Source organism: Bacillus cereus group sp. MYBK15-3 (assembly GCF_051916765.1).
Taxonomy (GTDB): domain Bacteria; phylum Bacillota; class Bacilli; order Bacillales; family Bacillaceae_G; genus Bacillus_A; species Bacillus_A cereus.
This window is the reverse complement of sequence record NZ_JBQAHG010000001.1, coordinates 1,321,806-1,345,337: the sequence shown is the minus strand read 5'-3', so window position 1 is coordinate 1,345,337 and position 23,532 is coordinate 1,321,806. Positions and strand designations below refer to the sequence as shown.

Sequence of the window (23,532 nt, the reverse complement as noted above, 5' to 3'; positions counted from 1 at the left end):
GGCGAATACAAGGGAGTTAAGTGGGAAATCAATTGCCCGTAAAATCCGATTGGTTCAACTAATAATCAGTGGGGGATGGAAAAAACCTCCACTGATTAAAGTTTCACTTTATTATAACAAACGTTACAAGAAAGTAGAGGGGAGAAATCTGTCTCTTTATAAAGTAGTTATTTATAAAAAGTCACATAAAAAGAACTCGCCAGACGTATGACAAGTTCTTTAGTGTATTATTGTTGAATTGCTGCATCTAAAGCGATTTCAATCATTTCGTTAAATGTAGTTTGACGCTCTTCAGATGTTGTTTCTTCGCCAGTGAAGATGTGATCGCTAACTGTTAATATAGATAATGCATTTACACCGTATTTCGCTGCTAATGTGTAAAGAGCAGTTGTTTCCATTTCTACTGCTAATACACCGTAATCTCCAAGTTTTTTAACCATGTCCATGCTTTCACGATAAAACACATCTGCTGTTAAAACGTTACCGACACGAACGTGTAATCCTTTTTCAGTTCCAGCATCATAAGCTTTCTTTAAAAGGTCAAAGTTTGCAGCTGGTGCAAAATCAAATCCTGGGAATGTTAAACGGTTCATATTAGAATCAGTACAAGCCGTCATTGCGATAATAACATCACGAACTTTTACATCTTTTTGAATTGCACCGCAAGTTCCAACGCGAATTAAATTTTTAACTCCGTAGCTTTGGATTAATTCGTTTACATAAATAGAAATAGAAGGAACACCCATACCTGTACCTTGAACAGATACACGTTTTCCTTTATAAGTTCCAGTGAAACCTAACATACCACGCACATTATTATAGCAAGTAACGTCCTCTAGAAATGTTTCAGCGATATATTTTGCACGTAATGGATCACCAGGTAATAGAATAGATTCAGCGATTTCACCTTGTTTTGCTTCGATATGTACACTCATAAAAAAGTCCTCCTTATAATGTATTGATAGAAATCAATATCATTTGCATTATACACTACGAATCCTTTCAATTAAAATCTTTTTATTATTTGTAATATGTGCAAAATAGGAGGATTTCATAAATCATAATCTAGAATATATATCTTAAGAAGTTTTGTATGAATAGAGACAATAAAAATGGTAGGTGATGTTTTGAAAAATCTTGTCATCGGGCTTATTGCGTTAGTACTTATTGTGGCAGGAGGATTTTACATAAAAAAATATCAAGAAAACGAAGAGACTGTAGGAGATGTTCAGGAAGTAAAGTGGGGTGTTTCAAATGGAAAGGGAAATGAGAAAGTAGATATTGTATTTCAGTTGTTAAACAACAAGAATAATGAAATTCGTGGTGTAAATGATCAAATGCGGGCAGTGATTGTAGATGGACAGTTAAAAAACATACAACAAATTAAACCCACATTTGCAGGGAACGGGTCATATAAGTTATCTTCCAAAATAGCGAAAGACGAAGAATATACAATATTTTTATACGAAGACAAAAATAAGTCCGTAGAGTCATTCGCTAGGAAGAATTTTGGTAGAACGAAAGAGGAGAACAATAAGAAAAAAGTGAAATTTCCAATCGACAGTGTACTTACAAAAAAAATAGGAGAGTATGAAGTTTCTCTTTTATTTGGCGCATTACATCCGAATGAACCAGTTACGTTAACATTTCAGTTTCAAGCGAAAAAGGGTGAAAAATTGAAATTGCATTCAGAGAGAGGAGAAGTAGAGTCACTCTATATCGTGGATGAAACGAAGGAGAATTTTTTATACGCTATGCCTGTAGATACGGATGAACAATTACAATACCGAATTACATTTCCTGCCGAAGGCACGTATAAAATGTGGGGGAATTTCTATATAAATGGTAAGAAGTATGAAAAAGAATTTATTGTACAAGTTCAAAAAAGAAAAAACAGCTAAGATTTTAGCTGTTTTTTCTTTTTCCTATTAATTTTGTTACAGAGAGCATTGTAATTGGTAAAGAATGATTCTTCCTAAATGCTAAATATTTACCGCTCCATGCTGGTTTATATTTTTCTTTAAAATGTCGTAATCCGCTGAAACTATACGTATAACGAACGTTATTAAAGATTGCAGCAGCCACTCGTTCAGACCAGAAAGACTGTGTGGATAAACCAACATTTGAAAGTGGTGCCATACCGATATTAAAGGAGTGGTATTCATTTTCTTTTGCCCACTGGAATAAGTGGATGAAAATTGCGTCCATAATGCCGCTAGGCGCATCTGGATAATATCGCATTAAATCGACAGATAATGATCCGTTTTGATATACAGGCATGAATGTTGTGAATGCAATAATTTTTCCATCCGCATCAGATAATGTTGCGATAGGAGCGCGACTAATATATTCACGATCGAAGTATCCGAGTGAAAAACCTTTCTCTTTTTTTCCACCAAGCCATGCATCTGAAACTTTTCTTAACTCTTCATATAATTCGTCGGAGAAAGGTGGCTCATGAATAGAGAATGTATAGCCTTCTCTTTCAAAACGGTTGAAAGTAGCTCGCATGCCAGCGCGTTTCTTTCCTGTTATTGTAAAGGTATTTAAATCAACAACAGCTTCTTCACCAAGCTTAAAGAAGTTATAACCAAAATCGTGGTATAAACTCATCCATTTACTTTCAATTTGATAGAATACACAAATGTATCCAAATCGATCAGCCTCAGCTAAAAACTCTTGCAATACAGTACGATAGGAGGAAGGGTCCCCAATTGGATCACCTAGTACAATAAGTCGTTTTCCAGTTATTGAGAAGAGAATGAGTGCTTTTCCATCACTACTGAAAAAGAACTGTTTATCTCCTAAAAAACCTAAATGACTAAGTACATTTCCACCATGTTCATCTAAGAAGTTTTGTAATCGTTTATCATTAGCTGGTTGCCCGGGAAATTCATTTCGATAACGATTTGCAATGAGTGAACCAATTAGTAAAAAAGTAGGAACAAAAAAGGCAGCTGCTAATGCACTTCGTTTCACTTGTGTAATATTACGAACGACAAAATCAGGTTTGAAAGCTTCTTTTGCACCTGCAAATAAAATACCTAAGTTTTTATATAAATATAACGTTACAAGTAGGAATATAAAAACTTTTACGATATCGGAAAGTGAGACTTCCATTTTCTCACGTACAAACCTTTTACGAAGCATATACAATACAGCGAGTACGATTAATAAAATAAAAGTTTCTTCAACATCAATTCCTTTTAGTGTGTTAAAAATAGCGGCTCCAATTAAAGAAACAATCGTCATATAATAAGAACGTTTTGTTCCGTAATATATCCCCCGCGAAAGAATGAGGAGGAGAATACCGAATGTTAGCGATAAGCTAAAAGAAAATTGAATAAGATGTTTTGGAGCTAGAATATGTAAGGCGTGTGCCCGATTTATACTTGTCGGTAGAATGGTTGATAAAATAACCATTAAGCCAGCAAATACTGTTAAAGCAGCAGATGCCCAAGAACCTAACTTTCCTAGAAAGTCACGCTGCAAAGTCCATATAACACCAGTTGTCTCTAATGCAGGCGCAATAAAAGGTTTATCTTCAAACTTTTTAATGGCTACTCCTGTCATTTCAAAAGCTGCAAAAATGAGACCAAGGCAGAAGGGCAAGATGTAATAGACGAGACGATATAATAACATAGCAGGGAGTAAAACACCTGTATCGATGCCGTATTGCCCAAGCCCAGTTAAGAAGACAAGATCAAATGATCCAAGGCCACCAGGAACAAGACTAACGACACCAGCTAAAGCAGCAATAACATATACGCCTAAAAACTTTTGGAATTCGATTTCAATGCCAAATAATAGTAATATGACGTACATAACAATACCAGCAGATACCCATTCGACTAATGAAACTAATGAGTATAAAACAGTTGGGTTTTTCTCCTCTTCTTCTTGTTCCTCTGTTTGCGTCGCTTTTCTATTTTTTAATTTAGAAAATCCGATATATATAGGGACGAAAAGAGCGAAGAAGATAAGAACAGGCCATAGCCATGGTTTTTCATGCAAAATAAATCTCGTGTCTAATATTCCGATGAGACCAAGAAATGAAAGAATGGCTAATCCATTAATAAAGGCAGTTGTCATCCAAGCGATACTTTTAATAAGTTTTCCATTTTCTTTTATATATGGACGATAAAGCATTGTGCGTACGCCGGCTCCAACAAGACCACCAAACCCGATAAATCCATTTAAAGTATTAGCAATCCACGAGATACGGAAAATCTTTTGGACAGGGATATCAGCTTTTAAGTAACGAAGCATAACATAGTCATAAAAGAACATTGTTGATACAGCGAATGCACCAAGTGTAATTGCTAAAAAGACTCCTCCAGTTGGAATGTTTTTAATTGTATCAATCGCTTCTAAAAAAGAAATGCCCGCTAATTCTTTTTTTGCTTGAAAGAATACAATTGTTAATACAACAAATGGGAAGACAATTTTCCCGATTTGTAAGAAACGTTTCCATGAAAACGACATAAATACAACTCTCCTTGTATAAGAAAACTGAGACAATAATATTATTATGACAAACTTCCAGAAAAATAAAAAGGTAAATTCCTGTATAGGCGAGCTATTTTTTATATAGGTATATTTAAAAGAATATTTTGTTTATCAGAAAATTAAGTTAGAATAAGATGAAAGAGGGGGAGGGGAGTATATGATTATAAAAGGTTACGTAGGATATGAGTTAGAAAAAGCGAAACCTAATACATCAGAAGATTTTTTTAACAGATCTGAAGTGACATATATATTAAATGGTAAAGAGAAAACTTTTTCGGTTTTATACGTTCGATATTTTGAAGAAGTTTTACAAGAAATTACTCCTTTTGAAGGAAATCCAGTGTATAAAGTAGAAGAACAAAACATATATTTGCGTGATATTGTAGCGATATGTTGTTTAGTGAAAGATAAGGAGCTTCGTGCGCAAAAACGTTTGTATTTAAATAATATGGAAGAATTTCAACAATATTTTGATGAGGGAACGGTGTCGAAAGTACAAGAAATATTGGCTGAATTACATAAAAATAAAAGAGTAGAAATAGCGTGAAATGGCAAAGGAGAGAGAAAAATGTCTAATTTGATGGTTGAAAATCAAACAGAACAAGTTTCTATATTTTTAGAAGATGCTATTAATTTGATAACCAATTATGTAAATTATCATACGTTACCTTCTTTATTAGAGGAAACACCAGCAGGGAATGAGCAATATTATAAAGGGGTATTAGCATCAATGAGACGACTTCTCGTTTTTTGCGAAGAAGGACAGGATGCATGTTTTGTTTTGTTGAATAGCCAGCCATTTCGAAAAACAGCAGCTGAAAAAATTTTATATAAGATTTACCATCAAGTAATTGCAGAGTTTTTTTCACCGAAGAGTGATCATTGGTATGAAAATAGTCGGTCTGCATATACAGGGAAAAATTCTATCGTTTTTCAACAAACACCACCTGCATCTTTGGAGCAAGTGATGAAGAGTTTAGAAGGTAAATTTCAATTGATGCGTGAAGAACTAGAATATTATGAGACGGATTATCAGACAAAGATGTTACACAAATATTGATTGAGGAAAAGAAGCTAAGGTTACTTAGCTTCTTTTCCTTTTGTACAGTTATATAAGGGATTTTCATTGAATATAGTTAAGTGGATAGCATTAGGGAGGTGCAACATGAATCAGCAAGGTGTATTTACAGATTACTTTCATGAAGTAGAAAATTGGTGTGAAAGTGTTCTTCACGTATTAGATAGCCGCGCAATGGAAGTGTATGATGTCCATATGCTTGCCTATAAAATTCAGACGTTATTAGAGCGTATGAAAGAGCATGAGTATGAAACAGATGCAGAGTTTATGTATGAAATAAGCGATGATGTAGAACATATTCAGCATCACTTGCAGGAAGTATTTATGCAAGAAGAAGAGGAATATGAATTATATGAAAGAGGGGATAGTGAACGAGCTGTCCCAATTGGAGGACATACACTCCCGCCATTACCTTATCCGTATAATGCATTAGAACCGTATATTTCTAAAGAAATTATGATGTTACATCATGATAAACATCATCGGAGTTACGTGGAAGGGTTAAATAAAGCAGAGAAGATGATGGAAGAAGCGAGAAAAACAAATAAATTTGATTTAATTAAGCATTGGGAAAGGGAAGCGGCTTTTCATGGGTCAGGTCATTACTTACACACGATATTTTGGAATAACATGAAAAAAGACGGTGGTGGAAGTCCAAGAGGAGCTTTTTCACAACAAATTGAACAAGATTTTGGGAGCTTTTTACGTTTCCAAAAACATTTTACAGAAGCGGCCTCTAAAGTAGAAGGTTCAGGCTGGGCAATTCTCGTTTGGGTACCCCGGTCTGGAAGGTTAGAAATTTTGCAAAGTACACTTCATCAATTATTTACACAATGGGATACGATACCGCTCCTTGTACTAGATGTCTGGGAACATGCGTATTATTTACAATACCAAAATCGAAAAGATGAATATATTAAAAACTGGTGGAATGTTGTAAATTGGCCTGATGTAGAAAAAAGGTTTGAAACTGCGAAACAAATTGAATGGACACCATATTAGACGCAAATTCTCTGCGTCTTTTTTAATGGAAGTAGAAGGAAGATTTCGTTCATATTTTAAAAGGCCAAGCATACACTTGTACAAAAAGTGCCAAAAGGACGTGGGGGGAAATATGAGACGAATTTGTGTAATCATTACGCTTCTTATGATGTATGCAAGCGTTATGCCGATTCCTACATATGCAAAGATGAACAGCAATGTCAGTGCTCGAAATGCTGTATTAATGGAGCAACAGTCTGGTCGTGTATTATACGGAAAAGCAGAACATGAGCCTCAAAAAATTGCTAGTATAACAAAAATTATGACCGCTTTATTAGCTGCTGAATCAGGGAAGATGAAAGAAATGGTATCAGTTAGTAATGAAGCGGTGAGGGTGGAAGGATCGGCAATCTATTTAAAGCCTGGACAAAAAGTGAAGTTAGAAGATTTAGTATACGGACTCATGCTTAGATCTGGTAATGACGCAGCGCAAGTAATTGCTGAAAGTGTGGGTGGGAGTATAGATGGATTCGTATATTTAATGAATCAAAAAGCGAAAGAAATTGGAATGAAAGATACGCACTTCTCAAACCCTCACGGCTTAGATGGAGATGGATCACATTATTCGTCGGCTTACGATATGGCATTATTAACGAAATATGCAATGGGAAACGAGACATTTAAGAAAATCTTTGGAACCAAAACATATAAATCAGATTCTTGGGATTACCCGTGGAAAAATAAACATAAGCTGGTAACGTCTTATTATGAATTTGCAACAGGAGGAAAAACAGGCTTTACGAAGAAAGCTGGGCGAACGCTTGTGACAACGGCATCAAAAGATGGACTAGATTTAATTGTCGTAACTTTGAGTGCCTCTAGTGATTGGGATGATCATATGAATTTGTTTGATAAAGGTTTTGAACGTTTCAAACAAACGAAAGTTTTAGGACAAGGAGCAATTGCTGAAATAAATGAAAAGAAGTATGCCAACCATGTTTATACGAAAAATAGTTTTTCGGTACCGTTAACTGAAGAAGAAAAAAAGAACGTAGTATTAAAAGTTGAACTCCATAAAAGTATAAAACTTACGGATGGAGTAAAGGTTGGGAAGACAGACATTTATGTTGGTAATGAAAAAGTTGGAGAACGGAATTTATTTTATAGTAAACGGAAGTTAGTAGCTACAACGGGACTTTACTGGAATAATGTGAAAGAAATTTTTTCTTACATGATAGGTGTTGGGAACGATGGTTAATCTCGTATGGGTAGCGATGGCTGTCATTGGGATTGTATACGCCATGATAAATGGCACGATGGAAGAAGTGAATAAAGCTGTATTTGACGGAGCAAAAGATGCGGTAACGATTTGTATAGGACTTATTAGTGTTTTAGTATTTTGGCTCGGTTTAATGAAAATTGCAGAGGAAGCCGGATTGTTAAAAAAATTAGTTACACTTTTTATGCCGATAGTAAAAAGGTTGTTTCCAGAAATACCAAAGGATCATCCGTCCATGGGATTTATTCTATCAAATATGATGGCAAACTTTTTTGGTCTAGGTAATGCAGCAACCCCTCTTGGTATTAAAGCGATGGAACAACTGAAAGAGTTAAATGGAGGAAAGGATTCGGCGAGCCGTTCTATGGTGACGTTTCTAGCATTAAATACATCAGCCATTACATTAATTCCTACGACAGTCATTTCCATTCGAATGACGTATGAATCAGCGAATCCTACTGAAATTGTTGGGGTAACATTTATTGCACAAGTACTTTCTATGATTGGAGCAATTTGGATTGACCGCTATTTTTACCGAAGAAGGAGTAGAAAGGGGCGGAAAAAATGAGTATTGTAAATACAATTTCCTTATGGGTAATTCCTTGTGTAATTGGTTTTATCCTTTTATATGGCACAATAAAGAAAGTACCGACGTATGAATCGTTCGTTGAGGGAGGAAAAGAAGGGATTCAAATTGCAATTTCCATCTTACCGTTTATGGTTGGAATGCTTGTGTCTATTTCTATATTCCGGTCTTCAGGTGCGTTAGATGCAATGATATCGGTAATGAAGCCAATGTTAGATTTGATCCATGTTCCAGCAGAAATTGTTCCACTAGCACTTATACGCCCTATTTCAGGCTCTGCTGGTTTAAGTATTACGACCGATTTAATTGCCACATATGGGCCAGATTCGTTTATTGGGAGATTGGCTTCTACGATGCAGGGGAGCACAGATACGACTTTCTATATTTTAACTGTATATTTTGGAGCGGTCGGGATTAGAAAAATGGGTGATGCACTAAAAGTAGGACTTTTTGCAGATTTAATCGGGATTATATGCTCAATTGTGTTCGTTTCTTTATTGTTTCAGTAATACTATTCATTTTTTACGCTATTTCGCTTATAATACGTATACGACCACTATTAAGGTGTAGCTTAATAGTGGTTTTTTTATGTGGTATTTTTGACAAAATGATGAACTTTTATTGTGAGAAATATGAAAAATATGGACAATAATAAAAGGTAAAAACATGATTTGACCTTTATATGTTTATTATCATCGCTATGTTGTTTAAGTAAGATGAAGCGAATAGCCGTAAAGCGTATGCGGTTGCCAAGTCTTTCTAATGTAAGGTAAGATAAATTCGAGGTGAAAAAAAGAAATGGAACGATTACAAAAAGTGATTGCGCAAGCAGGTATTGCATCGAGAAGAAAGGCTGAGGAATTAATTCAGCAAGGAAAAGTGAAAGTTAATGGAAAAATAGTGAAGGAGTTAGGGACAAAAGTAACTCCTCAAGATAAAGTAGAAGTAAATAACATCCCTCTTGAAAAAGAAGAACCTGTTTATTTTTTACTATATAAACCAACTGGCGTAATTTCAAGTGTATCAGACGATAAAGGAAGAAGTGTTGTAACGGACTTTTTCCCGGAAATTACACAACGTTTATTCCCAATCGGACGCTTAGATTATGATACGTCTGGCGTATTATTAATGACAAATGATGGGGACTTCGCAAACGTATTAATGCATCCTAGATATAAAGTTGAAAAAACATATGTTGCAAAAATAAAAGGGCCATTAACAGGTGAGAAAATTCGCATGTTAGAACGCGGTGTTACGTTAGAAGACGGTAAAACAGCACCAGCACGTGTGAAAATTATTTCTTGGGACAAGCGTAAAGAGATGGCTATTGTACAATTAACAATTCATGAAGGACGTAATCGTCAAGTACGTCGTATGTTTGAAGCGTTAGACTGTAAAGTAGTGAAATTAAAACGTGAACGTTATGCTTTCTTAGAAGTAGGAAGCCTGCGACCTGGTGATGCGAGAGAATTGACACCACATGAGGTGAAACAATTACGCGCGCTTGCTTCTACAAAGCCAAGATAAGCTATAGAGTTAAAAATTCACCAGTGGAGTGCTCTGCTGGTGATTTATTCAATACAACATTTACAGAAGATAATACATAACATTTATCGAGGAGAGGAGAAGTAATATGAAGAAAAATCGCTTATTATTTCGCGTTATTATTCTACTCATTTTATGTGGTGCTGTAGGATTTACCCTTTATCAAGGATTCTTTGCTAATAAAGAGAAAATGCAAATCGGAAAAGAAGCACCTAACTTTGTTGTGACGGATTTAGAAGGGAAGAAAATTGAACTAAAAGATTTAAAGGGAAAAGGTGTATTTTTAAACTTTTGGGGCACGTGGTGTAAACCTTGTGAAAAAGAAATGCCTTATATGAATGAATTATATCCAAAGTATAAAGAAAAAGGTGTTGAAATCATAGCGTTAGATGCAGATGAAACGGATATTGCAGTAAAGAACTTTGTGAACCAGTATGGTTTGAAATTCCCAGTTGCCATTGATAAAGGACAAAAGATTATAGGAACATATGGAGTAGGTCCATTACCGACAAGCTTTTTGATTGATAAAGATGGAAAAGTAGTGGAGCAAATTATAGGTGAACAAACGAAAGAACAGTTAGAAGGGTATTTAAAGAAAATTACTCCGTAATAAAGAAAGCCTTTACATAAGGGGTGCGTGTCTATAGTGCCTCTGGTTTAAAAATTCTGAGTATTGCGGTAACTTGAGGTTAGAATATACAATAGTACATATAGATACAGGGGCGGTGAGAGTGTTGAAAGAAATTAAATGTGAATGTGGACATGTTAATCCGATAGGAACCGTTTTTTGTGAAGCTTGCGGGAAACCATTTGAAAGCAATGAAAATACAAAACTATTGGATATGCGCTATGAGGGGAGTGCACGGAGATCTCTCACGCAGACAAAAACGATAATCGATAAAATTTGGAGCTTTTTCTCTTCTGTAAAAGTGGGTGTATGGCTAATCGTAATAACTTTAGCTGCATCAGCGATAGGAACTATTTTTCCGCAAGAAATGTACATAACTCCAGGGATTGCACCAGCTGAATATTATAAACAAGAATACGGATTTTTAGGACAATTATACTATCAATTAGGGTTTAATAATTTATACGGTTCATGGTGGTATATGATTTTGATTGCTTCTATCGGTATTTCACTTGTGATATGTAGTTTAGACCGTGTTATTCCACTTTATAAAGCTTTAAAAAAGCAAGGCGTAAAAAGACATCCTAGCTTTTTAAAGAGACAGAGATTATATGGGACTGGTACACCGCAAGAAGGTGACCTGGAAAGAGTGCAAAAGAATTTAAAGAAAAGAAACTATAACGTGAAAGTGGAAGACGGAAACGTTTTAGCAGAAAAGGGACGCTTCTCGCGTTGGGGTCCATATGTAAATCATATCGGTCTTATTATCTTTTTATTCGGTGCGATGCTTCGTTTTTTACCGAGTATGTACGTAGACGAAGCACTTTGGTTACGTGACGGTGAAACGAAAGAGATACCAGGGACGGATGGACAATACTACTTAAAAAACGAGAAATTTATAAAAGAAGTTTATGATAAAAGTAAGGACAAGGAAGTTTTTGATGAAGCGATTGATCGTGTAGGCGATAAAATGATTGCGAAAAACTTCCAAACGAATGCCGTATTATATAAAGCAGTAGGAGAAAATATAGCAGGACAAAAACCGAAATTAGAAAAAGTAAAAGAAGCGGAAATTCGAGTGAATGAACCACTGAAATTTGATCAATTTGCAGTGTATCAAGTGGATTATAAAGAAAGTGAATTTAAAAGTATGTCCTTTAACTTACAAAATAAAGAAAATAATCAAAAGTGGGGACCGATTAAAGTAGATTTAACGAATCCTAAGGAAAAATATGATTTAGGAACTGGTTATTCTCTAGAACTATTAAGCTATTTTCCTGATTTTTATTTTGATGAGAATGGAAAACCAAATACGAAAACGAAATTACCAAACAATCCTGCATTTGTATTTAAAATGTTTACACCTGAAACACCAGATGGTGAAGTGAGTTTTGTTGGTATTCAGCAAAATATAGAACCAGATGGAAACAACAAATATAAAATGTCGTTTGCAGGTGTTGAAATGCAGAATGCAACAGCACTTACTGTAAGAAAAGATTTAACGCTTTGGATTCTCGGCATTGGAGGATTTATATTTATGGTTGGTGTCATTCAAGGTATGTATTGGAATCATCGCCGTATTTGGATACAACGTGTTAATGATGAATGGTGGATTGCAGGGCATACAAATAAAAATTGGTTCGGTTTAAAGAAAGATATTGAAAGAGTAATAGAAGGTACAGCAATTCCACAGCCAAATGATAAAGTAATTGATAAAAAAATTAGTTAAGGTGGGGAAACGATATGGTGCAAATAAGTAGTAACTTTCTCTTTACCGCATTTATTTTATATTTAATTGCGACTCTATTTTTTGGGGGAGCCATTAAAGAAAAGGGTCATAAATGGGCAAATGTAGGAATAACGATTACAATTTTAGGGTTTATAGCACAAACAGTATATTTTGTTACAAGGTGGATTGCATCAGGGCATGCGCCAGTTAGTAACTTTTTTGAATTCGGTACATTTTTCGGCATGATGCTTGTAGGAGCATTTATTGTCATGTATTTTATGTACCGTGTAAGCATAATCGGACTATTTGCATTACCAGTTGCGCTTTTATTAATTGCCTATGCAAGTATGTTTCCGAGGGAAATATCTCCGCTTATTCCATCTTTAAAAAGTAATTGGTTACATATTCACGTGACGACGGCAGCAGCAGGACAAGCCATTTTAGCGATTAGTTTTATTACAGGCGTTATGTATTTATTGAAAAATGTAGATCAATCGACGAGAAGTAAACGTACATTTTGGCTAGAGACGGTAGTATTTACACTTGTTTGTACAGTTGGATTTATTGGAGTAACAACGGTATTTTCTAGTATGAAATATGAAGCGAAGTTTCAATGGATTGATAAAAATGAACAACAACTGGAAATGAAGTACAATCTTCCGGCTTTAGTTGGACCGCATGAAGGGAAGTTACTGACAGAAAATAAATTAGAACCGGCAGTTGAAGTTCCAGTAATTGTAAATGCAAAAAAATTAAATACTGTTATTTGGTCAGTGTTAGTTGGAACATTACTGTATATTGTATTAAGACTCGTTTTACGGAAGCGAGTATCGGCGGCACTTCAGCCGTTAGTAAAGAATACGAATAGTGATTTACTAGATGAAATCGGATATCGATCTATTGCAATTGGATTCCCAGTTTTCACATTAGGTGCATTAATTTTTGCGATGATTTGGGCTCAAATAGCGTGGACGCGCTTTTGGGGCTGGGATCCGAAAGAGGTTTGGGCACTTATAACGTGGCTCTTTTATGCTGCAGTACTACATTTACGATTATCTAAAGGGTGGCATGGAGAGAAATCAGCTTGGCTTGCAGTAATTGGTTTTGCAATCATTATGTTTAACTTTATTGTAGTAAACTTAATTATTGCCGGTTTACATTCATATGCATAGAGAAATAAAATAGGAGAGTGCATGTCACTTTCCTATTTTATTTTTGTCAACTTTTCTTCTTTTTTGAGAAAAACATGACAAAGTAGCGGTTGATTTTGTAAAATGATGTCGAGGACATTATATACAGTTCAAAAAAAATACATAGTTTTGGAAAAAAATTGAACAAAATTTATTATTCTTGTGAAGCATAATATGGGAAGTGAAACATTTAGAAGATTGCTTAAATAAACGAGAATAGCGCAACATAATAGTTAAAGAAGGGTAGGTGTGAACCGCTGAGGTGAGAGTACGCAGCGGGTAGAGATGGAAAATGAATCAAGAATTTTAATTGTAGATGATGAGGATCGTATTCGTCGTTTATTGAAAATGTACTTAGAAAGAGAACAATATACGATTGAAGAAGCAGATAATGGTGATACAGCTTTAGAAATGGCGTTGCAAAATGATTACGATTTAATCTTATTAGATCTTATGATGCCTGGTAAAGATGGCATTGAAGTATGTAAAGGGGTTCGTGAGAAGAAAGCGACACCAATTATTATGCTGACAGCAAAAGGTGAAGAAGTAAATAGAGTACAAGGATTTGAAGTTGGAACAGATGATTATATTGTAAAGCCGTTTAGTCCACGTGAGGTCGTGCTACGTGTGAAAGCGGTATTACGTCGTGCTGTACCAACAACATTCTTTACACAAGATACAACGACAAAAGATGTTACTGTATTCCCTCACTTAACAATTGATAACGATGCACACCGTGTTACTGCAGATGGCAATGAAGTAAACTTAACGCCGAAAGAATATGAGTTACTATTATTTTTAGCGAAAGCTCCTGATAAAGTATTCGATCGTGAGCAGCTGTTAAAAGAAGTATGGCAATATGAATTCTTCGGAGATTTACGTACAGTTGATACACATGTAAAGCGTTTACGTGAGAAGTTAAGCAAAAAATCACCAGATGCAGCGAAAATGATTGTTACTGTTTGGGGTGTAGGTTACAAATTTGAGGTTGTGAACGACTGATGCTTTGGAGAAGTGTAGTAGGGAAGTTATGGATGACCATATTACTTCTCGTTTCGTTTGTTCTTGGATTTGTTGCGATTTTACTTTCACAATTTTTTAGAACGTATTATGTTGATATGAGTGAAAATAGACTTCAAAAAGTCGCAACAAGTGTTACGGAATTAATTGAAGAAGGTGCCGATGTAAAAACGATTGAGAACATCGCGTACAAATTCTCTGATCCACTTTCAAGGATTATTATTGTAGAAGATGGCAAGGAAATCTCTTCTTCACCGAAACAAGAAGGGTTAGTCACCCTTACAATGGATAATTTAAAAGAAGATAAAGAATTAGCCGCTGTTTTTACGGACAAAAAAGAAATTAAGAACAACATTAGAAAAGCTTCTGATAGTAGAAAGAATAAAAGCACTGAAAATGATATTGTGATCGTTGGGAAACCAGTGCAATCAAAAAATCAAAGCGCAGTGTTCGTATATGAATCTTTACAAGTGCCAATAAAAGATATGGAGAGAACGACTGATTTCATTTTCTTAGCCGCTGGGATTGCGATTATATTAACAACTTTCTTTGCGTTCTTCTTATCTACTCGGATTACAGCACCGCTTCGTAAAATGCGTGAGGTTGCTTTTGAAGTGTCACGTGGGAAATTTGATGCAAAGGCTCCTATGGTATCTCAGGACGAAATTGGTGAGCTGGCAACGGCCTTAAATCAAATGGGTAAACAGTTGAAGTTTAATATGAATGCTTTGCAGCAAGAAAAAGAACAGTTAGCTAGTATTTTGAGTAGTATGGCAGATGGAGTTATTACGTTAAATCAAGAAGGTGAAGTCGTAGTTATTAATCCACCGGCTGAACATTTCTTACAAGTTTGGCAAGAAGAAAAAGAGATAGAGTTAAGTAAAAAATTACCTTCTGAACTTGTGGAACTATTCCATCTCGTTGTAGAAAGCGAGCAACAACAAGTTGTTGAAATTAATTTACAAAAAGGGAACTATGTAGTTCTTATGACACCACTTTACAATCAAACGAAAATTCGTGGGGCTGTAGCGGTACTGCGAGATATGACGGAAGAACGTCGTCTTGAGAAAATGCGTCAAGACTTTATTGCGAATGTATCACATGAACTTCGTACACCGATGGTCATGCTGCAAGGGTATAGTGAAGCGATTTTAGATGATATTGTGCAAACGAAAGAGGAAATAGATGAGTTTGTTCAAATCATTTATGATGAATCCGTTCGTTTAGGTAAACTTGTAAATGAATTGTTAGATTTAGCTCGTATGGAAAGCGGTCACGTAGAGTTACATATTGGTGAAGTGGACATACATCCGTTTGTGGAAAAAATTGGTCGTAAATTCCAAGGGATTGCAAAGGATAAAGAAGTTGAACTAACAGTTGATTTCCGGAATCAGATTGAAGAATATGCGTTTGATGCAGATCGGATGGAACAAGTGTTGACGAACTTGATTGATAACGCAATTCGTCATACGAATGCGGGTGGACATGTAACGCTTGTAATTGATACGAAAAATAATGGCCTCATTTTTGAAGTACAAGATTCGGGTGTAGGCATTCCAGAAGAGGATATTCCATTTTTATTTGATCGTTTCTATAAAGCTGATAAAGCAAGAACACGTGGGAAAAAGGGTGGAACAGGACTCGGGCTTGCAATTGCGAAAAATATTGTTCAAGGCCATGACGGTAAAATTTCTGTATCAAGTGTTGTTGGAGAAGGAACTACATTCTCTGTATATTTACCGAATCGTATAATTTAGATATGCTTTTTTAAAGTTGATAATGAATAAAGTTCTGCTGTTTTTTATTTTTTTGTAAACTCAATTAAATAAAGAATGGTAGAACTTTTTTCTATCTTGGTCGAATCAAGAATAACAAGAGAGGGTGCTGTGAAGAAATGAAATTATATACAAAAACAGGAGATAAAGGAACGACAAGTGTAATAGGTGGCAGGGTTGATAAAGATGATATCCGTGTGGAAGCGTATGGAACAATAGACGAGGCAAATTCTCATATTGGATATGCAATGACTAAGGTTCAAGGCGGGGCTTTTAGAGATATTTACAATGAGCTCGAAAATATTCAACATGAACTATTTGATTGCGGAGGAGACTTGGCAATAGTGGAACAAAAAATTCCTTATAAAGTGACAATTGAGATGGTTGAAAGTTTAGAAAGAAAGATTGATTTATATATAGAAGAAGCCCCGCCATTAGAACGCTTTATTTTGCCAGGTGGTAGCGAGGCGGCGGCTACTATTCATATTGCACGTACTGTTGTAAGGAGAGCAGAACGCTCTATAGTATCATTGCAAAAAGAAGTGAAAATAAATGAAGTTGTCTTAAAGTATGTAAATAGATTATCTGATTATTTGTTTGCGATAGCTCGAGTAATAAATGCCCGATTACAAGTGAAAGATGTGGAGTATAACCGTAGTGCATTAGTTTTTCGTGATAAGAAAGAGAAGGAAGTGGAGTAATTCACTTTCTTTTTTTGTATACTTTTTTCTGTAATATACCAAAATAGAGAAGGTATGGTGGTAATTAGAAAACGGAGGATGTATATGAAAGTTTTAAAATGCGGCGTCATGTTATTGAGTATGCTGTTTGTATCTCAATTACATGTTTATGCAGAAGAAAATCGATGGACATGGCCTGTTGAAGGTCAGATAAGTGATTATTTTGGGACAAGGCATGGAAAACACTATGGTATTGATGTAGCTGCGCCGATTGGAACGCCTGTGGCAGCTATTCAAGATGGTAGGGTAACGAAGTCTTATTATTCAAGTAGTTATGGAAATGTTGTATTTATTAAACACGGAGAATATGAGGCTGTATATGCACATTTAAATAAGAGATATGTGGGGCAAGGAGATTATATTTCCAAAGGAGAAAAAATTGGAGAAGTAGGGAACACGGGAGAATCGCGAGGTGCACACTTACATCTAGAACTTCATCAAGGAAGATGGACGATGGCGAAAAAGAATGCGATGAACCCATTGCTTGTTTTAAATGAACAAAGAAATGAAGTTGTTTCTTCATCATTATATGTCGTACAAAAAGGGGATACTTTAGTTAGTATTGCACGGAAATTTAGTATGACACTTAAGGAAATTAAAGAAAAAAATGGATTGCAGCAAGAGCTAATTTATCCTAATCAACAATTATATGTTAAGTGAAGGAAACATTTCAAAAATTAAACTTTGAACAAATTTATGTTCTTCTTAAATAAGGTTCAATGTAAATGAAATTATATGGGCGCTTTTGCTAGAACTATTGAGTGAATTAGAGCATCTATATCTAAAAGAAAACCGTCCCAAAATTTATTTTGGGACGGCTTCTTTTACCAAAAAATAAAGACACATATAAATCCAGAAATAGCTAAATAGCTATATAAGTAAAAAACTTTTGTTCTTGTTTTCTCTTTTGTTCGAAACAGTACGATAGTCGGTTCAATTAAACCGATTGTCAAACAAAGTAGGCCAAGAAGCATACAACCAATCGAAATAGAATACAGGGCGATTTGTGGTGCTTGAAATGGAATCATCCATTTTAATAAAAATGCAATAAGTGCAGTGTAACAAATACTACCGATGTATTTATTCAGTGGTGTATTAGAACGAAAACCAGGAAGTTTTTTTAAGAAAGAGCGGGAAACAACTTCTGTTTGTAAAGATGTATGCTCTTCAATAATTTTTTGAGCTTCTTTTCCTTTTTGAAAAAGAGATAAGATCCAATTTCGCTCACCCTGAAAAATAAATTGAGAAGTTGTCAAATAGTGATCAATCTTCACTTTATTCCAACTCTTCCACGGATGACGCTCACACAATTTTAATTTACTTTCTGTTTTTTTATCATACTGATAAATACTAATGCCATCTTCATCGAAAGTAGCATAGTATGTCTCGTTTGAGAATGTGCCTAAATCAATTGGGCAGTAGAAAAGTAATTCTTTTTTTAAGTAAAAGTATTCTTTTCTTAAGTTTTTTTTCATTGCTTCTCGAATAGAATGTCTCTTGTCTTTTTTCATGACATTTCCTCCATAACTCAGAAAATGTTCTTATCTTAACAATTCAATATCTTATCACTTTTAATTATATATGACTAGGTAATTCAAAAGAGAAATGCCGAATAATAAAAAATATGGATTGTATTGTAAAATATCTCGCAATTTATTTTTTTGTTACGAAAAATAAATAACTAATTTTAAATAAGTTACAATTTTTTAGTTCACAATGTTATGAGGTTGTTGTATAATGAAGGGGAAAATAGAATATCGGTCTATCTTCGGGGCAGGGTGAAAATCCCGACCGGCGGTGATGAACTATTTATGATTTTGTTCTAAGCCCGCGAGCCTTTAAGGCAGGATTTGGTGTGATTCCAAAGCCGACAGTATAGTCTGGATGGGAGAAGATGGAGGTTCAAGCGTTCAAAAAAGATATGGATTTGAACGTCTGTTTGATGTGCCTTAAATTCTCCCTTTGTGTAAAACACAAAGGGTTTTTTCGTTCTATGAAAAAATAGGCATAGCAGAACCTTTCCACTTTCCATGAGATGATCGATGGAAAAGGAGAGAGAAAGATGAAACAAAAAAACAGTGTAGTGCAGATGGTGAGTGTAGCGATGCTAAGTAGTATTGCATATTTACTAATGATGTTAGATTTCCCGTTCCCAGGGCTTCCGCCATTTTTGAAAATTGATTTTAGTGATGTACCAGCTCTAATTGCAGCAATTATCTTTGGACCAGTAGCAGGAGTGATTGTAGAGGCGATAAAGAACATTTTACATTACGGGATTCAAGGAAGTTTAACGGGAGTACCAGTTGGAGAAATTGCAAACTTTATTGCAGGATGTTTATTTATTGGACCAGCAGCTTTCTTATTTAGAAAGTATCGTACTGTGAAGAGTTTAACTACAGGATTAATGCTAGGGACAATTACAATGGCGCTTATTATGAGTGTATTAAACTACATCATCATATTCCCGGCTTACACTTGGTTTTTAAATTCACCGGCTATGTCTAGCGAAGCTATAAGAACAACGGTTGTAACGGCAATCTTACCATTTAATTTAATTAAAGGGATTGTTGTAACAATTGTATTTGTAGCATTATTCTCACGCCTGAAAGTATGGGTGTTTGCAAAAATGAAAAATGCATAATATATATTAAAATCATTAGTAGTGTGAAACTACTAATGGTTTTTTATTAAGGAAAATAAAATTTAGATACAAAAAATGCCCCTCATATTGATGAGGGGCATTTTTTGAAGTTAATAAAAGACTATTCGAATTTTAAAGCGTCTCCGTCGAATGATTCGTCAGCAACTTTAATTGAGTCAGTTGGACAGCCTTCGAATGCATCCATCATATCTTCAATTAATACATCTGGAATTTCAACGATACCTTGGTTATCATCTAATGTTACAAATGCAATACCTTCATCATCATAGTCATAAATGTCTGGTGCAGCAGCGCCACAAGCACCACATGCAATACAAGTATCTTTATCAACGATTGTATATTTTGCCATCTTTTTTCCCTCCTGATAATATGTATGTGAAAAGCTCGCCATAAAAATTATAACCTTATTGTAAAACGGTTTGTAAAACTTTTCAACATAAAATTATAATGATAATGCTTATCAATTAGAGTGTCAACTTATTTTTGAATTATGTCATAAGATTTTCAAAATACGTAAATATGATTTCGTTTGATACAATAGAATATATACAAGTATATAGTTCTCATATGATAAGTTTAATGAGCGAAAGTAGATAGTGTAATTGTACTGAAAAGAATGAAGTTAAGATTGGAAGGTGGAAGCGGTCATGCAAATACAATATACTTTGTTGCATTGTTTAAAACAATTGAATGGTGAAAGAACCGTTTCTTCTATTTATTATTTACTAAAGGGCAAACGTTCTTCGCAAACTTTACAAGATGGAAATATGTTCCGAATTTCTTTTTTGTTCGGAATATACAAATCATTGAATAGAAATGACTATGATGGTGAAGTTGCAAAGTTGTTGCAAGCGAATTTTATTCAAGAAATACATGAAAATACATATGTGTTAACACCTACGGGTAAAATGCAGTTACATAAATGGGAGGAAGTTTATGCTTTTCCGGCGCATTTGCATGGTTTACATTATGGTGAATTAGGTGAAACATTTTGGAAAAGATTATCATTAATTATTCAAACTATATCAAATTTACAACAGAATAATACGAAGTTTATCCCAATTCAGCAAGATACAGAAATAATGATGTGGGTGAAACGTTTTCTAACAGGAATACCATATAAGAGAAGTGAGTTGGCGAGAAAACTATGGACGGAAGTACATAATCTTTTAGAAAAGAGCAATACGATAGAAGCGACGATTGTAACATATCGACTAACGGGTTATGAACGTATTGGTTGTACATTGCAACAATTAGCAGAAATTACGAAACAAGATATATTCAGAGTGTATTTTTTATTTTGGGGTACAATGCATTTCTTTATACAAGAAGTTCGTGATAAAGAAAATGAATTTCCACTATTAGCTGAAATTATATCTTATCCAAATGAGAGAGCTGAATTATTTAGTTTATCGACGAAAAAAACATATAATTTTTGGAGACAAGGACGTTCTTTAGAAGAAATAGCGACGATTCGGAATTTAAAGGTTGCAACGATAGAAGATCATTTTGTTGAAATTGCTTTGCGAGAAAAAGATTTTTCTATTGAAATGTTTATGGAAAAAGAAAAGATAGACAAAGTAATAAAAGTAATTGAAGCATTGCAAACGCGGAAGTTACGTGTTTTGAAACAAGCGGTTGGAGAAGATATCTCTTATTTTGAAGTTCGTCTTGTATTAGCGCGGATGGAGGGTGTAAATGAAACTTGAAGAATATTTATATAAGTGGTTTGGATATTCTGAATTTCGTCCAGGTCAAAAAGGAGTTATTACAGATTTATTAGAAGGAAAAGATGTGATAGCAATGCTTCCGACTGGAAGAGGGAAATCTATGTGCTATCAGTTTCCGGGGCTTATGCGAGAAGGAACAGTGCTTGTTGTATCACCGTTATTATCTTTAATGGAAGATCAAGTAACACAATTAAAGTATGTTGTGAAAAACCGAGTAATAGCATTTAATAGTTTTCGGACATTAAATGAAAAAAGAGAAGCGATGAAAAAATTATCTTCATATAAATTTATTTTTGTTTCACCAGAGATGTTACAGTCGGAGTTATTAATTAGGGAATTGAAGAAAATTCATATTTCATTATTTGTTGTTGATGAGGCTCATTGTATTTCTCAATGGGGTTATGATTTTAGACCGGACTATAAAAAACTAAATGTAGTTATTGAAAATATTGGTTCTCCTACAGTATTAGCATTGACAGCCACAGCGACAAAAGGGGTACTGCAGGATATCGCAAATAGTTTAAATTTAAAGGGTGCCGCGGAACATGTATACTCTATTGACCGTCCTAATATTGCAATGGATGTGCAATTTGTAGAGACGATAGAAGAAAAGAAAGAGGCGCTTTTAGAGCAGGTGATGTATTTACAAGGGCCGGGGATTGTATATTGCTCAAGTAGAGCGTGGACAGAAAGGTTAACGGAATACTTGAGAGGAAAAGGTGTTACTGGTGTAGCTTTTTATCATGGTGGTATGGAACATGAAGAGCGTATGTTAATTCAACAGCAGTTTATGAACGATCAATTGCAACTTGTAATATGCACAAGTGCATTTGGTATGGGGGTAAATAAGGCGAATACGCGATATATTATTCATTTTCATTATCCAACTAATATAGCTTCTTACTTACAAGAAATCGGAAGAGCTGGAAGAGATGGCGAACCGAGTATAGCTATTTTATTATGTAGTCCGTTGGATCATGATTTACCAATTTCAATCATTGAGGATGAATTGCCAAGTAAGTCACAAATACAATTTTTATTTTCTTTACTACAAGAAAGAATGTTTCAAACGAAAGAATTACCAATAGAAGATGTAGAAGAAATTTGTTATAATGCAGCAAGATTTAATGAGCAATATTGGCGTTTCGTTCGTTATCATCTCGAACAGGTTGGAATTATACAACAACGAAGATTATTATTAGAAGGTTTGTCAGATGAAATTATGAACCGATTAATAGCTGAAGTAGAAATAAGGTTGCGTAATAAATATAGTGAGCTAGAAAATATGAAGTCATGGATACAAGTTAAAGGATGTAGACGTGAATATGTGCTGCAACAGTTCGGTTATAGGAAAGAGCAAGAGTTAATTAATTGCTGCGATTATTGCGGTATTACAAAAGAAGATTATAAAAAAAGACGAGCGCAACAATCGGATTTCGACTATAATTGGGAAACAGAGTTACAAAAGCTTTTCGGCCTAGAAAAGATGGAGGAATGATGAACATTCAAAGGCATAATGTTGAAGATATGAGTCCGCAGGAAATAAGGCTGAATCTATATATAACACAGTTAATTATTATCGGTATTGGCTGTTTACTGGCATATATATTATTTCAAGATGTAAAAGAAGTCTTTAATTTATGGAAATGGGAACCAGTATCTGTACTTATTATAGGTGGTTTGTTAGCGATTGGTATTGTGTTATTAGATTATGTTGCAATGCGAGTGTTTCCGGAGTCTTGGTTTGATGATGGTGGTATTAACGATAAGATGTTTCGAGGAATGTCCGTTCTGCATTTACTCGTTATTACGTTCTTAATTGGTTTTGCAGAAGAATTTTTATTTAGAGGTGTAGTACAGACTCATTTTGGAATTGTAATTGCGAGCTTCGTATTTGCAGTGTTACATATTCGTTATATAACAAAGCCATTTTTGTTTTGTTTCGTCTGTTTCATTAGTTTTGTCTTTGGTTATGTATTTGAATGGACAGGAAATTTGTTTATAACAATCTTTGCACACTTTCTTGTTGATTTTATAATGGGACTCCAATTAAGAAAATAAATGGAAGGTGGTGGTGAAC

Annotated in this window: 23 protein-coding genes and 1 riboswitch; of the genes, 19 read left to right on the top strand and 4 right to left on the bottom strand. The window is 34.8% G+C overall.

The window, feature by feature from the left end; all coding sequences use genetic code 11:
• Positions 1 to 227: 227 nt before the first annotated feature.
• The gene (gene deoD / locus ACTFR8_RS06870; protein WP_000110705.1) at positions 228 to 935 is read right to left on the bottom strand and encodes a purine-nucleoside phosphorylase; all 708 of its coding nucleotides are present in this window, start codon (positions 933 to 935) and stop codon (positions 228 to 230) included.
• Between the two features lie 177 nt (positions 936 to 1,112).
• On the opposite strand from deoD, the gene ACTFR8_RS06865 reads away from it, so the two are divergent.
• Entirely contained in the window at positions 1,113 to 1,901 is a 789-nt protein-coding gene (locus tag ACTFR8_RS06865; protein ID WP_000232614.1) for a hypothetical protein, read from the top strand.
• 4 nt (positions 1,902 to 1,905) lie between these two features.
• Here ACTFR8_RS06865 and mprF read toward each other — a convergent pair whose 3' ends face one another.
• Positions 1,906 to 4,485 carry a bifunctional lysylphosphatidylglycerol flippase/synthetase MprF gene (mprF, locus tag ACTFR8_RS06860; RefSeq protein WP_000010892.1) on the bottom strand — a complete coding sequence of 860 codons (2,580 nt, stop codon included), beginning with the start codon at positions 4,483 to 4,485 and terminating at the stop codon, positions 1,906 to 1,908.
• Between the two features lie 181 nt (positions 4,486 to 4,666).
• On the opposite strand from mprF, the gene ACTFR8_RS06855 reads away from it, so the two are divergent.
• From ACTFR8_RS06855 to ACTFR8_RS06790, 14 genes are all read left to right on the top strand, one after another.
• Entirely contained in the window at positions 4,667 to 5,056 is a 390-nt protein-coding gene (locus ACTFR8_RS06855) for a hypothetical protein (protein ID WP_000584363.1), read from the top strand.
• Positions 5,057 to 5,077: 21 nt separating this feature from the next.
• Positions 5,078 to 5,569: a YpuI family protein gene (locus ACTFR8_RS06850; protein WP_000067556.1), complete on the top strand. Its 492-nt coding sequence runs from the start codon at positions 5,078 to 5,080 to the stop codon at positions 5,567 to 5,569.
• A 105-nt stretch (positions 5,570 to 5,674) separates the two neighbouring features.
• Positions 5,675 to 6,589, top strand: a complete 915-nt coding sequence (locus tag ACTFR8_RS06845; RefSeq protein WP_001075739.1) for a superoxide dismutase — start codon at positions 5,675 to 5,677, stop codon at positions 6,587 to 6,589.
• A gap of 112 nt (positions 6,590 to 6,701) precedes the next feature.
• Positions 6,702 to 7,826, top strand: a complete 1,125-nt coding sequence (locus ACTFR8_RS06840; protein ID WP_001252636.1) for a D-alanyl-D-alanine carboxypeptidase family protein — start codon at positions 6,702 to 6,704, stop codon at positions 7,824 to 7,826.
• The gene (gene spmA, locus ACTFR8_RS06835; protein ID WP_000247811.1) at positions 7,819 to 8,415 is read left to right on the top strand and encodes a spore maturation protein SpmA; all 597 of its coding nucleotides are present in this window, start codon (positions 7,819 to 7,821) and stop codon (positions 8,413 to 8,415) included. The genes ACTFR8_RS06840 and spmA overlap by 8 nt, the downstream gene beginning before the upstream one ends.
• Positions 8,412 to 8,942, top strand: a complete 531-nt coding sequence (gene spmB / locus ACTFR8_RS06830; protein WP_000029514.1) for a spore maturation protein SpmB — start codon at positions 8,412 to 8,414, stop codon at positions 8,940 to 8,942. The genes spmA and spmB overlap by 4 nt, the downstream gene beginning before the upstream one ends.
• A gap of 289 nt (positions 8,943 to 9,231) precedes the next feature.
• Entirely contained in the window at positions 9,232 to 9,960 is a 729-nt protein-coding gene (gene rluB / locus ACTFR8_RS06825) for a 23S rRNA pseudouridine(2605) synthase RluB (RefSeq protein WP_000440556.1), read from the top strand.
• Between the two features lie 106 nt (positions 9,961 to 10,066).
• On the top strand, positions 10,067 to 10,588 hold the full coding sequence (gene resA, locus ACTFR8_RS06820) for a thiol-disulfide oxidoreductase ResA (RefSeq protein ID WP_000742194.1): 522 nt from the start codon (positions 10,067 to 10,069) through the stop codon (positions 10,586 to 10,588).
• A 121-nt stretch (positions 10,589 to 10,709) separates the two neighbouring features.
• Positions 10,710 to 12,335 carry a cytochrome c biogenesis protein ResB gene (resB, locus tag ACTFR8_RS06815; RefSeq protein WP_000910547.1) on the top strand — a complete coding sequence of 542 codons (1,626 nt, stop codon included), beginning with the start codon at positions 10,710 to 10,712 and terminating at the stop codon, positions 12,333 to 12,335.
• A gap of 14 nt (positions 12,336 to 12,349) precedes the next feature.
• The gene (gene resC / locus ACTFR8_RS06810; protein ID WP_000250082.1) at positions 12,350 to 13,507 is read left to right on the top strand and encodes a cytochrome c biogenesis protein ResC; all 1,158 of its coding nucleotides are present in this window, start codon (positions 12,350 to 12,352) and stop codon (positions 13,505 to 13,507) included.
• A 303-nt stretch (positions 13,508 to 13,810) separates the two neighbouring features.
• Positions 13,811 to 14,527, top strand: coding sequence for a DNA-binding response regulator ResD (gene resD, locus ACTFR8_RS06805; protein ID WP_000426861.1), 717 nt, complete (start codon positions 13,811 to 13,813; stop codon positions 14,525 to 14,527).
• On the top strand, positions 14,527 to 16,302 hold the full coding sequence (resE, locus tag ACTFR8_RS06800) for a sensor histidine kinase ResE (protein ID WP_000964697.1): 1,776 nt from the start codon (positions 14,527 to 14,529) through the stop codon (positions 16,300 to 16,302). The genes resD and resE overlap by 1 nt, the downstream gene beginning before the upstream one ends.
• A 137-nt stretch (positions 16,303 to 16,439) precedes the next feature.
• Positions 16,440 to 17,021, top strand: a complete 582-nt coding sequence (locus tag ACTFR8_RS06795) for a cob(I)yrinic acid a,c-diamide adenosyltransferase (RefSeq protein WP_000781277.1) — start codon at positions 16,440 to 16,442, stop codon at positions 17,019 to 17,021.
• A gap of 84 nt (positions 17,022 to 17,105) precedes the next feature.
• Positions 17,106 to 17,720, top strand: coding sequence for a peptidoglycan DD-metalloendopeptidase family protein (locus tag ACTFR8_RS06790; protein WP_000866125.1), 615 nt, complete (start codon positions 17,106 to 17,108; stop codon positions 17,718 to 17,720).
• 164 nt (positions 17,721 to 17,884) lie between these two features.
• Here ACTFR8_RS06790 and ACTFR8_RS06785 read toward each other — a convergent pair whose 3' ends face one another.
• Entirely contained in the window at positions 17,885 to 18,571 is a 687-nt protein-coding gene (locus ACTFR8_RS06785; protein WP_000710837.1) for a hypothetical protein, read from the bottom strand.
• A gap of 249 nt (positions 18,572 to 18,820) precedes the next feature.
• Positions 18,821 to 18,960: riboswitch (FMN riboswitch) on the top strand.
• 162 nt (positions 18,961 to 19,122) lie between these two features.
• On the opposite strand from ACTFR8_RS06785, the gene ACTFR8_RS06780 reads away from it, so the two are divergent.
• Entirely contained in the window at positions 19,123 to 19,701 is a 579-nt protein-coding gene (locus ACTFR8_RS06780; protein ID WP_000810856.1) for an ECF transporter S component, read from the top strand.
• 121 nt (positions 19,702 to 19,822) lie between these two features.
• Here ACTFR8_RS06780 and ACTFR8_RS06775 read toward each other — a convergent pair whose 3' ends face one another.
• On the bottom strand, positions 19,823 to 20,071 hold the full coding sequence (locus ACTFR8_RS06775) for a ferredoxin (protein WP_001151993.1): 249 nt from the start codon (positions 20,069 to 20,071) through the stop codon (positions 19,823 to 19,825).
• A gap of 298 nt (positions 20,072 to 20,369) precedes the next feature.
• On the opposite strand from ACTFR8_RS06775, the gene ACTFR8_RS06770 reads away from it, so the two are divergent.
• From ACTFR8_RS06770 to ACTFR8_RS06760, 3 genes are read left to right on the top strand one after another with little or no spacing between them, the layout of a single operon-like run.
• Positions 20,370 to 21,431, top strand: coding sequence for a helix-turn-helix domain-containing protein (locus tag ACTFR8_RS06770; RefSeq protein WP_001167008.1), 1,062 nt, complete (start codon positions 20,370 to 20,372; stop codon positions 21,429 to 21,431).
• On the top strand, positions 21,421 to 22,950 hold the full coding sequence (gene recQ / locus ACTFR8_RS06765; protein WP_000762980.1) for an ATP-dependent DNA helicase RecQ: 1,530 nt from the start codon (positions 21,421 to 21,423) through the stop codon (positions 22,948 to 22,950). The genes ACTFR8_RS06770 and recQ overlap by 11 nt, the downstream gene beginning before the upstream one ends.
• Entirely contained in the window at positions 22,950 to 23,513 is a 564-nt protein-coding gene (locus ACTFR8_RS06760) for a CPBP family intramembrane glutamic endopeptidase (RefSeq protein ID WP_050821736.1), read from the top strand. Before recQ ends, ACTFR8_RS06760 begins: the two co-directional genes overlap by 1 nt.
• The last annotated feature ends 19 nt before the right edge of the window (positions 23,514 to 23,532 follow it).

Coding starts and splice junctions, on each gene's coding strand:
- deoD (WP_000110705.1), bottom strand. CDS start 935: ATGAGTGTACATATCGAAGCAAAACAAGGTGAAATCGCTGAATCTATT.
- ACTFR8_RS06865 (WP_000232614.1), top strand. CDS start 1,113: ATGGTAGGTGATGTTTTGAAAAATCTTGTCATCGGGCTTATTGCGTTA.
- mprF (WP_000010892.1), bottom strand. CDS start 4,485: ATGTCGTTTTCATGGAAACGTTTCTTACAAATCGGGAAAATTGTCTTC.
- ACTFR8_RS06855 (WP_000584363.1), top strand. CDS start 4,667: ATGATTATAAAAGGTTACGTAGGATATGAGTTAGAAAAAGCGAAACCT.
- ACTFR8_RS06850 (WP_000067556.1), top strand. CDS start 5,078: ATGTCTAATTTGATGGTTGAAAATCAAACAGAACAAGTTTCTATATTT.
- ACTFR8_RS06845 (WP_001075739.1), top strand. CDS start 5,675: ATGAATCAGCAAGGTGTATTTACAGATTACTTTCATGAAGTAGAAAAT.
- ACTFR8_RS06840 (WP_001252636.1), top strand. CDS start 6,702: ATGAGACGAATTTGTGTAATCATTACGCTTCTTATGATGTATGCAAGC.
- spmA (WP_000247811.1), top strand. CDS start 7,819: ATGGTTAATCTCGTATGGGTAGCGATGGCTGTCATTGGGATTGTATAC.
- spmB (WP_000029514.1), top strand. CDS start 8,412: ATGAGTATTGTAAATACAATTTCCTTATGGGTAATTCCTTGTGTAATT.
- rluB (WP_000440556.1), top strand. CDS start 9,232: ATGGAACGATTACAAAAAGTGATTGCGCAAGCAGGTATTGCATCGAGA.
- resA (WP_000742194.1), top strand. CDS start 10,067: ATGAAGAAAAATCGCTTATTATTTCGCGTTATTATTCTACTCATTTTA.
- resC (WP_000250082.1), top strand. CDS start 12,350: ATGGTGCAAATAAGTAGTAACTTTCTCTTTACCGCATTTATTTTATAT.
- resD (WP_000426861.1), top strand. CDS start 13,811: ATGGAAAATGAATCAAGAATTTTAATTGTAGATGATGAGGATCGTATT.
- resE (WP_000964697.1), top strand. CDS start 14,527: ATGCTTTGGAGAAGTGTAGTAGGGAAGTTATGGATGACCATATTACTT.
- ACTFR8_RS06795 (WP_000781277.1), top strand. CDS start 16,440: ATGAAATTATATACAAAAACAGGAGATAAAGGAACGACAAGTGTAATA.
- ACTFR8_RS06790 (WP_000866125.1), top strand. CDS start 17,106: ATGAAAGTTTTAAAATGCGGCGTCATGTTATTGAGTATGCTGTTTGTA.
- ACTFR8_RS06785 (WP_000710837.1), bottom strand. CDS start 18,571: ATGAAAAAAGACAAGAGACATTCTATTCGAGAAGCAATGAAAAAAAAC.
- ACTFR8_RS06780 (WP_000810856.1), top strand. CDS start 19,123: ATGAAACAAAAAAACAGTGTAGTGCAGATGGTGAGTGTAGCGATGCTA.
- ACTFR8_RS06775 (WP_001151993.1), bottom strand. CDS start 20,071: ATGGCAAAATATACAATCGTTGATAAAGATACTTGTATTGCATGTGGT.
- ACTFR8_RS06770 (WP_001167008.1), top strand. CDS start 20,370: ATGCAAATACAATATACTTTGTTGCATTGTTTAAAACAATTGAATGGT.
- recQ (WP_000762980.1), top strand. CDS start 21,421: ATGAAACTTGAAGAATATTTATATAAGTGGTTTGGATATTCTGAATTT.
- ACTFR8_RS06760 (WP_050821736.1), top strand. CDS start 22,950: ATGAACATTCAAAGGCATAATGTTGAAGATATGAGTCCGCAGGAAATA.